Origin of the sequence: Pseudomonas sp. M30-35 (assembly GCF_002163625.1) — a bacterium.
Classification (GTDB): domain Bacteria; phylum Pseudomonadota; class Gammaproteobacteria; order Pseudomonadales; family Pseudomonadaceae; genus Aquipseudomonas.
In genome coordinates this window covers 3219808-3232349 of the sequence record NZ_CP020892.1, presented here as the reverse complement: position 1 = coordinate 3232349, position 12542 = coordinate 3219808, and the positions used below count along the sequence as shown (strand labels likewise).

The window sequence follows — 12542 nt, the reverse complement described above, 5'->3', positions numbered from 1 at the left end:
AACATGGCTAAAGAAGTACAGAGCGAGCTTATTCGCGCCGGCGATATCAATGCGCTCGATGTTTGGTCGTTGCCGAGTTTCGATCAGCACGTCGAAACCGCTGAGCACAACTCTACTGAATCTGAACAGCAGGCTGATGCGCATGCAGCATCGGCAAGCGTACCCGCCGACAGCGAAGATGTTGCTCTGGACGAAGTCAAACCGCTGACGCTGGATGAATTGGAAGCGATTCGTCAGGAAGCCTACAACGAAGGCTTATTGACCGGCGAGCGCGACGGTTACCACGCCGGTCAACTCAAGGCCAAGCATGAGGCCGACGCCGCGTTGGCCAGCAAGCTGGAAGGGCTTGAACGGGTAATGAGCCAGCTGTTTGAACCCATTGCCGAGCAGGATCAGCAGATTGAAGCGGCCATGATTGACTTGGTCAGTCGTATCACCCGTGAGGTGATTCAGCGTGAGCTCGATCGTGACTCCAGCCAGATTCGCCAGGTGCTGCGCGAGGCGTTAAAGCTGCTGCCGATTGGTGATGACAACGTGCGGATTCATCTTAACCCGCAAGATTACGACATCATCAAAGCCCTGCGTGACCGCCACGAAGAAAGCTGGCGGATTCTTGAGGATGAGGCACTGCTGCCCGGCGGCTGTCGGGTTGAGTGTGCCAACTGCCGGATTGATGCGACTGTTGAAACACGCATTTCCCAAGCGTTCAAGCAACTATTTGAGCAGCAGCGCGAGCAGGCAGTACATCCGCTTGAGGCCGATATGAATATCCCGCTGGTAACGCCGGAAACACCTGCCAGTGAGACTTGAGCGCGTAAGCTTTGGTAAGCGTCTCAGTGGCTACAGTGAGGCGATCCAGTTACCTGCTGTGCCGGTAGTCGAGGGCCGCTTGCTTCGCGTGGTTGGCTTGACCCTTGAAGCTGAAGGTCTGCGCGCCTCGTTGGGCAGCCGTTGCATGGTGATCAACGAAGGCAGTTATCACCCGCTGCAAGTCGAAGCCGAGGTGATGGGCTTCGCTAATGGCAAAATCTTTCTGATGCCGGTCGGCAGTTTGGCTGGAATTGCTCCGGGGGCGCGGGTTGTGCCGTTACCGGATACCGGGCGTCTGCCGATGGGGATGTCGATGCTTGGCCGCGTACTTGACGGCACCGGTGCGGCTCTGGATGGCAAGGGTCGGATGAAAGCCGAAGATTGGGTGCCGATGGATGGCCCGCAAATCAACCCGATGAAACGCCATCCGATTGATCAACCGCTGGATGTGGGCATTCGCTCAATCAACGGGCTGCTGACAGTGGGGCGTGGCCAGCGCTTGGGGCTGTTTGCCGGTACGGGCGTGGGTAAAAGTGTGCTGCTGGGCATGATGACGCGCTTTACCGAGGCAGAGATTATTGTGGTCGGCCTGATCGGTGAGCGGGGCCGTGAGGTAAAGGAGTTCATCGAGGAGATTCTCGGTGAAGAGGGCATTAAACGCTCAGTGGTGGTGGCTTCGCCCGCTGACGATGCGCCGCTGATGCGCTTACGCGCGGCCACCTATTGCACACGAATCGCCGAATACTTTCGCGACAAGGGTAAGAATGTCCTGCTGCTCATGGATTCCCTGACCCGGTTTGCCCAGGCTCAGCGTGAAATTGCTTTAGCCATCGGTGAGCCGCCAGCCACCAAAGGTTATCCGCCGTCAGTATTCGCCAAGCTGCCAAAGTTGGTCGAACGCGCGGGCAACGCCGAAGAGGGCGGTGGCTCCATAACCGCTTTTTATACCGTGCTGAGCGAAGGTGATGATCAACAGGATCCGATTGCCGATGCCGCACGCGGTGTGCTCGACGGGCACATTGTATTGAGTCGGCGCCTGGCGGAAGAGGGTCACTATCCAGCGATTGATATTGAAGCCTCAGTCAGCCGGGTAATGCCGCAAGTGGTGACCCGTGAACACCAGCAGCAAGCACAGCGGTTTAAACAGCTGTGGTCACGCTATCAGCAAAGCCGTGACTTGATCAGTGTTGGCGCTTATGTGCCAGGTGGCGATGCAGACACTGACTTGGCCATTGCCAAGCGTCCACAAATGGTGGCTTTCTTGCGCCAGGCGCTCGACGAGAGTGTGAGCTTGCAAACCAGCACCTCGCAGCTGGCAACTACGTTCAACCCAACCGTTAACAATGCTCAGGCATGAGTAAGCGCCGTTCACAGCAGTTGGCGCCAGTGGTCGATATGGCTGAGCGCGCTGAGCGCGAAGCTGCCGTGCAACTGGGGCGTGCGCAAGCACAACAGGGGCAGGCAGAGGTCAAACTGGGTGAGCTTGAACGCTATCGCGCCGATTATCAGCAGCAATGGATGACAGAGGGGCAGCGAGGTGTTTCCGGGCAATGGTTGCTTAACTACCAGCGTTTTCTATCACAGCTGGAAACCGCCATTGCTCAGCAGCAGCAAAGCCTTGATTGGCATCGCAGCAACGTCGATAAATTTCGTCAAGCCTGGCAGCAACGTTATGCCCGCCTCGAAGGTCTGCGTAAGTTGATCCAGCGCTACCAGGATGAAGCGCGTCAACTTGAGGATAAGCGTGAGCAAAAAATGCTCGATGAGTTGTCGCAACGGTTGGCGGGGCGCGAGCGGTTTTAAGCGACCGTCTGGATGAAATCGATTAAAAGCATTTGGTCTTCTGCATGGGCGACGTTAGTGTGTGCGCAGGTTTTTTCTGTTGTTGGCGGGTCAGGGAGTGTCACGCGTGGATGCGCATGTAGATAAGGCAGTGATTGCTGGATTAAAGGACTTCATGGGTGACCAGTACCCGGTTTTGCTTGATGCCTATCTGGTCGACTCTGATCAGCGCATAGCACTGGCTGAGCAGGCTATTGCAGAACATGATATGGCCGCTTTGAGTCTGGCTATTCATAGTTTCAAAGGCAGCTGTGGCAACATTGGCGCGCTTGAACTTGCGCGCTTGTGCCTTGAGCTTGAACTCGCAGTTGATCAGCAAAGTCAGCCAATGATTGATGCGGTTTTTACCCAGATTAAAACTGAGCTGGCCGCAGTCAAATCCATTTTTCTACTCGAAATTCAAGCGTCTTCCACCTGAGCCAAACCCTGCGTTTTTGTTGCAGCGGATACGCTGGATAGCCCTGCTAGCGGCTGTTTCCTTGTCTGCTTCGCGTAATTAAAAGCTCTTTTCAAACGTCGCGGGTCAACTTGGCCTGGCTCTTGCTATCTCCCAGTACGAACCAATCCGTATGGAGAGTGCCGATGTCCGGTGCAGCTGACTTACTGCTCAAACCAGCAGTTGATTTAAAGCCCAGGGTTGCGGCGGCCAAGCCTCAAGCAAAACCGGCTGAGCCCCGTGGACGCGAGGCTTCGAGCTTTGCTGAGGTCTACGCCAATGAGCGCCAGGCCAAGTCTGCTGAGCGTGCGCACAGCTCGGCAAAAGCGGCTAATGAGCAAAAAGCCAAGGCGGCGGACGATGCTGAGCCACAGGCCAATGGCGACACTCAAACGCCAGCGGTTGCCGATAGCGGCAATTCCTTGCCGACTGATCCGGCGATGACGCAGGGCGAAGGTGAGGGGCTGGACGCACAGACCGACACGCAGCCATCAACTGAAGAGGGTGACGAGCTGTTTGCTTTGCAGTTGAATGCCGATCAGCTTGAAGGGATGACTGCAGTCACGGCGAACTTCAAGAGTTCGGGGCCGGCGAGCATGACCGATGCCAGTTTTGATGCGGATCTGGATGCCATGAACCAGCTGCCAGCGGTGAAGATGGCGCTTGATATCGGCAAAGCGCAGGCGGCGGCAAATGCCGAGCAGAAATCGCCGGGTGCAGTTGCAGCACAAGCAGCGCTTAACCCCGGCCAGACGTTTGCTAGTGCAATGGGCTCCAAGCTGCAATCAACAGAGAAAACCTTAGCTGGCGAATTCAACCTGACTGATCTAACCGCCGAGGCGCTCGACAGCCTCAAGGAAAGCTCCGCTGATACCCCGCCGGAGAACTTTGTCAGTAAGCTCAATGCGCTGAGTCAGGCGATTACCCAGCAAACGGCACTGACGCCGAAAACCCCTGTTGTGGGTACGCCTATCGCCATGCAGCAAGGTGGCTGGACCGAAGCAGTAGTGGATCGGGTCATGTATCTGTCGAGCCAAAACCTCAAGTCTGCGGAGATTCAGCTTGATCCTGTGGAGTTGGGGCGTTTGGAAGTGCGTATACACATGAACAATGATCAAACTCAGGTTTCCTTTGCCAGTGCCAACGCGGCAGTACGTGACAGCCTTGAAGGCCAGATGCATCGTTTGCGTGAGATGTTTACTCAGCAAGGCATCAACCTGCAGGACGTTACCGTGTCAGACCCAAACCAGGGGCGAGGTTGGCAAGGTCAGGGACAGAATCAACAGCAGGCGGGCAGTGACAGCAATCGTGACGCTTCCGGATCATCACTTGGTGGCGGCCATGACGAGGAATTGTCGATTGCCAATGTCGAGCAGCGGGCAATGACGTATGACATTCCTCGCAGCATGGTCGACTACTACGCATAAGCTGCCCTGAATGCATGTAGCCGTTCCCTAAAAGCTGGGATACCCGGTTAAACTGGGATTACTTCGCCCGACGTTGAAAAGCGTCGGGCGAACTTGTTTATGCAGTTATCAAAAGCTGTTTATGCAGTTATCAAAAGCAATAAAGCTAATCTGGCATAACACTTGCTCGAACAGGCTTTAATAGCAGCTAACCTGAATTTGTGACGGATTATTGGCATGGCGAAGAAAGATAAACCGGAAGACCCCGCAGCCGAGGGCAAGTCGGGCGGTAAGATCAAGGTCATTATTCTGGCCATTGTCGTCCTGTTGCTGGTGATAAGTTTGACGATTGCAGGAACTTGGTTGTTCCTCAGTAAGCAAGATGACAAGCCGCAAGCTGCTGAAACTACGCAAGAGGACGCTGCCCCGGTCAAGCAGGCGGCCATTTACGAAGAGCTGACGCCAGCTTTTGTCGTCAACTTTACCCAAGGCGGGCGCGCTCGCTACATGCAGGTCAGCGTTGCGTTGATGACTCGTGATCAAGCCGCGTTGGATGCCCTTAAAGTACATATGCCGGTGCTGCGTAACCGTTTGGTTATGTTGTTCTCTGGCCAAGACTTCACTAGTTTAGTGACTCCGGTCGGCAAAGAAATGCTGCGCCAACAAGCGACTGCCAGCGTGCAGGAGTTGGCGCAAAAGGAAGTCGGCAAGACCGTAGTCGAACAAGTGTTATTTACTAACCTCGTGTTGCAGTAGTCGGGAGCCATAGATGGCCGTGCAAGACCTGCTTTCCCAGGACGAAATTGATGCCTTGCTGCATGGTGTCGATGACGGAATGGTTGAAACTGAAGACGCTGGGGTTCCAGGTAGCGTCAAACAATATGACCTGACCAGCCAGGACCGCATCGTCCGTGGGCGCATGCCGACGTTGGAAATGATCAACGAGCGCTTTGCCCGCTATACCCGCATCAGTATGTTCAACCTGTTGCGCCGCTCTGCGGATGTTTCAGTGGGCGGCGTCCAGGTGATGAAGTTTGGTGAGTACGTGCACTCGTTGTACGTGCCGACCAGCCTCAACCTGGTGAAGATGAAGCCTTTACGTGGCACCAGCCTGTTTATCCTTGACGCCAAACTGGTGTTCAAGCTGGTCGACAACTTCTTCGGCGGGGATGGTCGTCACGCCAAGATCGAAGGCCGTGAGTTCACTCCAACGGAATTGCGCGTGGTGCGCATGGTGTTGGACCAAGCGTTTGTCGACCTCAAAGAAGCTTGGCATGCGGTGATGGATATTAACTTCGATTACGTTAATTCCGAGGTTAACCCCGCGTTGGCCAACATCGTCAGTCCAAGTGAAGTGGTTGTGGTGTCGACCTTCCACATCGAGTTGGACGGCGGCGGTGGTGATCTGCATGTGACCATGCCTTATTCGATGATCGAGCCGATTCGTGAAATGCTCGATGCGGGCTTCCAGTCCGATGTTGGGGATCATGACGAGCGCTGGATCAATGCGCTGCGTGAAGACGTGCTTGATGTCCGTGTGCCGTTATCGGCGACAGTTGCCCGTCGCCAACTAAAGTTACGCGACATTCTGCATATGCAACCCGGTGATGTGATTCCGGTTGAATTGCCAGACGAAGTGATTATGCGCGCAAGCGGTGTGCCTTCATTCAAGGTCAAGCTGGGGGCGCATAAAGGTAATTTAGCGCTGCAAGTGCTCGACCCGATTAACCGTGGCCGCTAGCGTCGGCTGCAACACTGAGTAATCAGGTGATTCTCCGCAGGGCAGCCGAGCGCCATAAGCGCCAGCGCAAAGCCTTGCAGGAAATCTCCAGCTATTTACGCCATCCGAGGAAAGATCATGGCAGATGAAAATGAAGCGACTTCACCCGAAGAGCAGGCATTAGCCGACGAGTGGGCCGCAGCGCTGTCCGAGTCGGGCGATGCTGATCAGGATGACATCGATGCGATGCTCGCGGGCGTGGGTGATGCGGGCGGCAGTTCAACGCCAGCAGCCTCACTTGCCGAGATGGAAGAGTTTGGTGGGGTGCCGAAAAACAACTTGCCGGTCAGTCTTGAGGGGCCGAATCTCGATGTAATTCTGGATATCCCGGTGTCGATTTCGATGGAAGTGGGTAATACCGACATTACTATCCGCAATCTGTTGCAGCTCAATCAGGGGTCAGTTATTGAGCTTGATCGTCTGGCTGGAGAGCCGTTGGATGTGCTGGTTAATGGCACACTTATCGCCCACGGTGAAGTGGTCGTGGTTAACGAGAAGTTCGGTATCCGTCTCACTGACGTGATCAGCCCGAGCGAACGAATCAAGAAGCTGCGCTGACATGAAAAGCCTCGGTCTGCTGCTCGCTTTGCCGTTAACTGCGCTGGCCGCTGAACCTGCTGCCAAGGCGGTCACGCCGATGGCCGGCAGCGACATCGCCGGGCAATTGACCCAGCTGCTGTTGGGTTTGCTACTGGTTATCGGGTTGATCTTTTTGCTGGCTTGGCTGATGCGCCGAGTGCAGCAGATTACCCCGCGCGGTGGACAGGCAATCAAGATTATCTCCAGTCAGGCGCTGAGCACGCGTGACCGTCTGCTGTTGGTGCAAGTCGGTAATGAGCAGGTGCTGTTGGGCCTGACACCGGGGCGGATTACCCCTTTGCATGTGCTTAAAGATCCGGTGGACAGTAGCGAGAGCAAGCCTGCGCCGACCGAGTTTTCCCAGCGCCTGATGGAGCTGTTGGGGAAAGACCATAAGGACAAGACTTGATGAACGCGATGCGCCTGTTGTTGCTTTCGTTGTTCATGCTAGTGGCGCCAATGGCGCTGGGCGCGGATGATCCGTTGTCTATTTCGGCGATCACCCTAAGCACCAATGCTGAGGGGCAGCAGGAGTATTCGGTCAGTCTGCAGATTCTGCTGATCATGACCGCGCTGAGTTTTATCCCAGCGTTCCTGATGTTGATGACCAGCTTTACCCGGATCATCATCGTCTTTTCGATTTTGCGTCAGGCGCTTGGCTTGCAGCAGACGCCATCGAACCAAATACTGGTCGGGCTGGCGCTATTTTTGACTATGTTCATTATGGCGCCGGTGTTTGAGCAGATTAACAAGGACGCGCTGCAGCCCTATCTGAATGAACAGTTACCGGCGCAGGAGGCGATTCTCAAAGCCGAAGGGCCAATCAAGAATTTCATGCTCGCGCAAACTCGCGAAAGTGATCTTGATTTATTTATGCGCCTGTCCAAGCGCACTGACATTGCCAGCCCGGATGAAGCACCGTTGACCATCCTCGTGCCAGCGTTTGTAACGTCTGAATTGAAAACTGCATTTCAGATCGGTTTTATGATCTTTATCCCGTTCTTGATTATCGACTTGGTTGTATCGAGCATCCTGATGGCGATGGGTATGATGATGCTCTCGCCGCTGATTATCTCGCTGCCGTTCAAGATCATGCTGTTTGTGTTGATTGATGGCTGGGCGTTGATCATGGGCACGCTTGCCGCCAGTTTCGGAGGAATATAGCCATGACTCCAGAGGTGGCAGTCGACCTGTTTCGTGAAGCGTTGTGGCTGACCTCAATGATTGTCGCAACTATTGTTGTGCCGAGTTTGCTCGTCGGTTTGCTGGTTGCGATGTTCCAGGCCGCCACCCAGATCAACGAACAAACCCTGAGCTTTTTACCGCGCTTGATGGTTATTTTCCTCACGCTGATTTTCACTGGCCCCTGGCTGGTGCGTGAGTTGATGGACTATTCGCGTACCTTGATCATGAACATTCCCTCGCTCATTGGCTGACCATGCTTGAGCTGACCGATACGCAGATTGGTGGTTGGGTTGGCAGTTATCTGCTGCCGCTGTTTCGCATCGCCGCGTTACTGATGACCATGCCCGTTATCGGCACTCAGTTGGTTCCGATGCGGGTGCGTTTGTACCTGTCGCTGGCGATTTGTCTGGTGTTGTTGCCGACCTTGCCGACGATGCCGCAGGTTGATGCGCTTAGCCTGCAAACCTTGATCCTGATTGCTCAGGAAATCCTTATCGGCGTAATGCTCGGGTTTGCCTTGCAGCTTTTTTTCCACGCATTCGTGATTGCCGGGCAAATTGTTTCGATGCAAATGGGCTTGGGCTTTGCCTCGATGGTTGACCCTACCAACGGTATTTCAGTGCCGGTAATTGGCCAGTTTTTTACCATGTTGGTGACGCTACTATTTCTGGCAATGAACGGACACCTAGTGGTATTTGAGGTGCTGGCGGAAAGCTTTGTCACCTTGCCGGTCGGCGGCGGATTCTTGACTAATCAGTATTGGGATATCGCGACCAAGCTCGGCTGGGTATTTGGCGCGGCACTGATTCTGGTCTTGCCGGCGATTACCGCCTTGCTGGTGATTAACCTGGCCTTCGGTGTAATGACCCGGGCGTCACCGCAGTTCAATATCTTTACTATCGGTTTCCCGCTGACAGTGGTGCTGGGTTTAGTGATTATCTGGATCGGTCTGGCCGATATTCTGGTGCAGTATCAAGTCTTCGCCCGTGAAGCGTTATTGTTTCTTCGCGAATTGGCACAGGCGAGGTGAGGTCGATCAATGGCTGAATCCGAAAGTGGCGCTGAAAAAAGCGAGGAACCCACGGAGAAACGCCTGCGTGAGTCCCGTGACAAGGGACAGATAGCACGCTCGCGTGAACTCAACACCTTGGCAATCATGCTGGCCGGTACGGGCGGCTTGCTGGCCAGCGGTGGCGCTCTGGGGAATGCCATGCTCAATGTCATGCGCGGCAGTTTCTCATTGCCCCGCGAAGTGATTCTCGATGAGCGCAATATGGGCATCTGGCTGATGGCGGCGGGGCAGGTCGCGGTCGAGGCGCTGATTCCTTTGTTTATAACCTTGTTGATTGCCTCGATTGTGGGGCCGATTGCCTTGGGTGGCTGGTTGTTTTCGGCGCAGGCGATGGCGCCTAAATTCAGTCGGATGAACCCGGGGGCGGGGCTTAAGCGGATGTTCTCGACCAAGGCTCTGGTCGAGCTGGTCAAGGCGCTGGGCAAATTTTCAGTGATCTTGATTGTTGCTCTCGCGGTGCTGGCATCAGACCTCGATGCGCTGTTGGCCATCTCCCATGAGCCGCTGGAAAACGCCATCATGCATGCCGCGCAAGTGGTGGGCTGGAGCGCGTTGTGGATTGCCTGTGGCTTGATTGTGATTGCCGCTGTGGATGTGCCGTTCCAGATCTGGGACAACAAGCAAAAGCTGAAGATGACCAAGCAAGAAGTGCGCGACGAGTACAAGGACAGCGAGGGCAAGCCTGAGGTCAAACAGCGTATTCGTCAGTTGCAGCGTGAGATGACCGAGCGCCGGATGATGCAGGCCGTGCCGCAGGCTGACGTGGTGATCACCAACCCGACGCATTTTGCGGTGGCGTTAAAGTACGACCCGACCAAGGGCAATGCCCCGGTGATGCTGGCCAAGGGCGGCGATTTTACCGCGCTGAAAATTCGCGAGATCGCTAAAGAACATGACGTCATGCTTCTGGAGTCTCCGGCGCTGGCGCGGGCGGTGTTCTATTCGACCGATATCGACCAGGAAATCCCGGCAGGTTTGTACTTGGCAGTGGCTCAGGTGCTGGCTTATGTCTACCAGTTGCGCCAGTACCAGGCGGGTAAGGCCAAGCGTCCAGATACGCTCAAGGATCTACCGATTCCTCCTGATTTGCGCCGTGACGACTGATTGACACACCTGTTTATTTTGCGCTTTTGAGCGGCTCAACCAGTCAAGTTGAATGAATTTTCAGTTGCAGGGCAAAGTTGGACGGGATCTTGCAAAACCCCAGCTAAAGACGCCTTTGCGTCAAAAGATTGAACCAGCTGGGGTAACGATGTGGCGGTAGATCACTCACAGATTATTGGTAACGTGCGCAGTAATCTTTCGGGCTTACGCCAGGGCAACCTGGGCATCCCGTTATTGCTGTTGGTCATGCTTGGCATGGTCATGCTGCCAATTCCGCCGTTTCTGCTCGACGTGCTGTTCACCTTCAGCATCGCCTTGGCAATTGTGGTGCTGCTGGTCAGTATCTATGCCTTGCGTCCGCTCGATTTCGCGGTATTCCCAACCATCCTGCTCGCGGCAACCTTGCTGCGGCTTGCGCTTAACGTCGCCTCCACGCGAGTCGTGCTGCTCCACGGTCATGACGGGCATGCCGCAGCGGGGCAGGTGATTCAAGCCTTCGGTGAAGTGGTGATCGGCGGCAACTACGTTGTGGGTATCGTGGTGTTCGCGATCCTGATGATCATCAACTTCGTGGTGGTTACCAAGGGTGCTGGGCGTATCTCGGAAGTAAGTGCGCGTTTTACCCTCGACGCCATGCCCGGCAAGCAAATGGCGATCGATGCTGATCTCAATGCAGGGCTGATTGAGCAGGCTGAGGCAAAAAAACGTCGTTCTGAAGTGTCTCAGGAAGCGGATTTTTACGGCTCGATGGACGGTGCCAGCAAATTCGTTCGCGGTGATGCGATTGCCGGTCTGCTGATTCTCTTCATCAACCTGATTGGCGGTATCGCCATCGGTATTTTCCAGCACAACTTAAGCTTCGCTGATTCTGGCAAGGTCTACACGCTGCTGACCATTGGTGACGGTCTGGTTGCGCAGATTCCGTCGCTGTTGCTGTCGACTGCGGCGGCAATCATGGTCACTCGAGTTTCCAGTTCGGAAGACATGGGCGCGCAGGTTAATCGCCAGATGTTCGCCTCGCCGCGTGCGTTGGCGGTGGCCGCCGCGATTATGATCACGATGGGGCTGGTGCCGGGCATGCCGCACTTCTCCTTTATCAGCCTGGGTCTGGTGGCTGCCGGTGCTGCGTACTGGATCGCCAACAAGCAGCGCAAAGTCAACGAGGAAGAAGTTAAAGAGGTTCAGCGCCAACAAGAGCTGTTGCCTGCGCAGCGTGCTCAAGACGTTAAAGAGCTGGGCTGGGATGATGTGATGCCTGTCGATATGGTTGGGCTGGAGGTTGGTTACCGGCTGATACCGCTGGTTGATCGCAACCAGGGCGGCCAGTTGCTTGCGCGGATCAAGGGTGTACGCAAAAAGCTGTCGCAGGAGATGGGATTCCTGATGCCTTCGGTGCATATCCGCGACAACCTTGACCTACAGCCAAATGCATATCGCCTGACCTTGATGGGCGTTAGCGTGGCTGAAGCCGAGGTTTACCCGGATCGCGAGCTGGCGATTAATCCTGGGCAAGTATTTGGCACCCTTAATGGGATTGCCGCCAAAGATCCGGCGTTTGGCCTTGAGGCCGTGTGGATCGACGTTAATCAGCGTGACCAGGCGCAGTCGCTGGGTTATACCGTGGTCGATGCCAGCACCGTGGTTGCCACCCACCTCAATCAGGTCTTGCACAAGCATGCTCATGAGCTGCTGGGCCATGAAGAGGTCCAGCAACTGATGCAGTTATTGGCTAAAAGCTCACCAAAGCTGGCTGAAGAGTTGGTGCCGGGGCTTGTGTCGCTATCGACTTTGCTCAAGGTGTTGCAAGCGCTGCTGCAAGAACAAGTGCCGGTGCGTGATATTCGCACCATTGCCGAGGCCATCGCCAACGTAGCGCCAAAGAGTCAAGATCCCGCCGCGATGGTTGCGGCGGTGCGAGTTTCATTATCCCGTGCAATCGTGCAAAGCATTGTGGGACTAGAGCCCGAGCTGCCTGTGATCACCTTGGAGCCAAGGTTGGAACAGATATTGCTAAATAGTGTTCAGAAGGCCGGTCAAGGTTCGGAAGAAGGCATTCTTCTGGAGCCGGGTATGGCAGAGAAGCTGCAACGTTCTTTGATTGATGCAGCGCAACGCCAGGAAATGCTCGGCAAGCCAGTGATTCTGTTGGTAGCTGGACCGGTTCGGGCGATGCTCTCGCGGTTTGCACGAATGGCGGTAGCCAACGCCCATGTGTTGGCTTACCAGGAAATACCCGATAACAAGCAGGTCACCATCGTTGCGACGGTGGGTCAGAATTAAGCGGTGCTGAGTCGCACAGATGTTGTCCAGCCGCCGCAAAACCGAGGT

Annotated in this window: 14 protein-coding genes; all 14 read left to right on the top strand. The window is 55.2% G+C overall.

The features are described from left to right. Positions 1 to 3 precede the first annotated feature (3 nt). The 14 genes from fliH (at position 4) to flhA (ending at position 12494) form a co-directional block, all read left to right on the top strand. Positions 4 to 810 (top strand): flagellar assembly protein FliH, encoded by an 807-nt coding sequence (gene fliH / locus B9K09_RS14905; protein ID WP_087517550.1) that lies wholly within the window; start codon positions 4 to 6, stop codon positions 808 to 810. After that, entirely contained in the window at positions 800 to 2167 is a 1368-nt protein-coding gene (gene fliI, locus B9K09_RS14900; protein WP_087517549.1) for a flagellar protein export ATPase FliI, read from the top strand. The genes fliH and fliI overlap by 11 nt, the downstream gene beginning before the upstream one ends. Further along, positions 2164 to 2613, top strand: a complete 450-nt coding sequence (gene fliJ / locus B9K09_RS14895) for a flagellar export protein FliJ (protein ID WP_087517548.1) — start codon at positions 2164 to 2166, stop codon at positions 2611 to 2613. Before fliI ends, fliJ begins: the two co-directional genes overlap by 4 nt. A 106-nt stretch (positions 2614 to 2719) precedes the next feature. After that, a complete protein-coding gene (locus B9K09_RS14890; RefSeq protein WP_087517547.1) occupies positions 2720 to 3070 on the top strand; it encodes an Hpt domain-containing protein in 351 nt (116 codons plus the stop codon). A 164-nt stretch (positions 3071 to 3234) separates the two neighbouring features. Beyond that, positions 3235 to 4515: a flagellar hook-length control protein FliK gene (locus B9K09_RS14885; protein WP_087517546.1), complete on the top strand. Its 1281-nt coding sequence runs from the start codon at positions 3235 to 3237 to the stop codon at positions 4513 to 4515. A 216-nt stretch (positions 4516 to 4731) separates the two neighbouring features. Further along, the gene (gene fliL, locus B9K09_RS14880) at positions 4732 to 5250 is read left to right on the top strand and encodes a flagellar basal body-associated protein FliL (RefSeq protein ID WP_087517545.1); all 519 of its coding nucleotides are present in this window, start codon (positions 4732 to 4734) and stop codon (positions 5248 to 5250) included. Between the two features lie 13 nt (positions 5251 to 5263). After that, the gene (gene fliM, locus B9K09_RS14875; protein ID WP_087517544.1) at positions 5264 to 6235 is read left to right on the top strand and encodes a flagellar motor switch protein FliM; all 972 of its coding nucleotides are present in this window, start codon (positions 5264 to 5266) and stop codon (positions 6233 to 6235) included. A 117-nt stretch (positions 6236 to 6352) separates the two neighbouring features. After that, a complete protein-coding gene (gene fliN, locus B9K09_RS14870) occupies positions 6353 to 6832 on the top strand; it encodes a flagellar motor switch protein FliN (protein ID WP_087517543.1) in 480 nt (159 codons plus the stop codon). 1 nt (position 6833) lies between these two features. Further along, positions 6834 to 7262 carry a flagellar biosynthetic protein FliO gene (gene fliO, locus B9K09_RS14865; protein WP_087517542.1) on the top strand — a complete coding sequence of 143 codons (429 nt, stop codon included), beginning with the start codon at positions 6834 to 6836 and terminating at the stop codon, positions 7260 to 7262. Between the two features lie 8 nt (positions 7263 to 7270). Then, positions 7271 to 8017, top strand: a complete 747-nt coding sequence (gene fliP, locus B9K09_RS14860; RefSeq protein ID WP_256574320.1) for a flagellar type III secretion system pore protein FliP — start codon at positions 7271 to 7273, stop codon at positions 8015 to 8017. Between the two features lie 2 nt (positions 8018 to 8019). Further along, positions 8020 to 8289 (top strand): flagellar biosynthesis protein FliQ, encoded by a 270-nt coding sequence (fliQ, locus tag B9K09_RS14855; protein WP_087517540.1) that lies wholly within the window; start codon positions 8020 to 8022, stop codon positions 8287 to 8289. 2 nt (positions 8290 to 8291) lie between these two features. After that, positions 8292 to 9068, top strand: a complete 777-nt coding sequence (fliR, locus tag B9K09_RS14850) for a flagellar biosynthetic protein FliR (protein WP_087517539.1) — start codon at positions 8292 to 8294, stop codon at positions 9066 to 9068. A gap of 9 nt (positions 9069 to 9077) precedes the next feature. Further along, positions 9078 to 10214, top strand: a complete 1137-nt coding sequence (flhB, locus tag B9K09_RS14845; RefSeq protein ID WP_087517538.1) for a flagellar biosynthesis protein FlhB — start codon at positions 9078 to 9080, stop codon at positions 10212 to 10214. 150 nt (positions 10215 to 10364) lie between these two features. Further along, positions 10365 to 12494 (top strand): flagellar biosynthesis protein FlhA, encoded by a 2130-nt coding sequence (gene flhA / locus B9K09_RS14840; protein ID WP_087517537.1) that lies wholly within the window; start codon positions 10365 to 10367, stop codon positions 12492 to 12494. Positions 12495 to 12542: the final 48 nt, after the last annotated feature.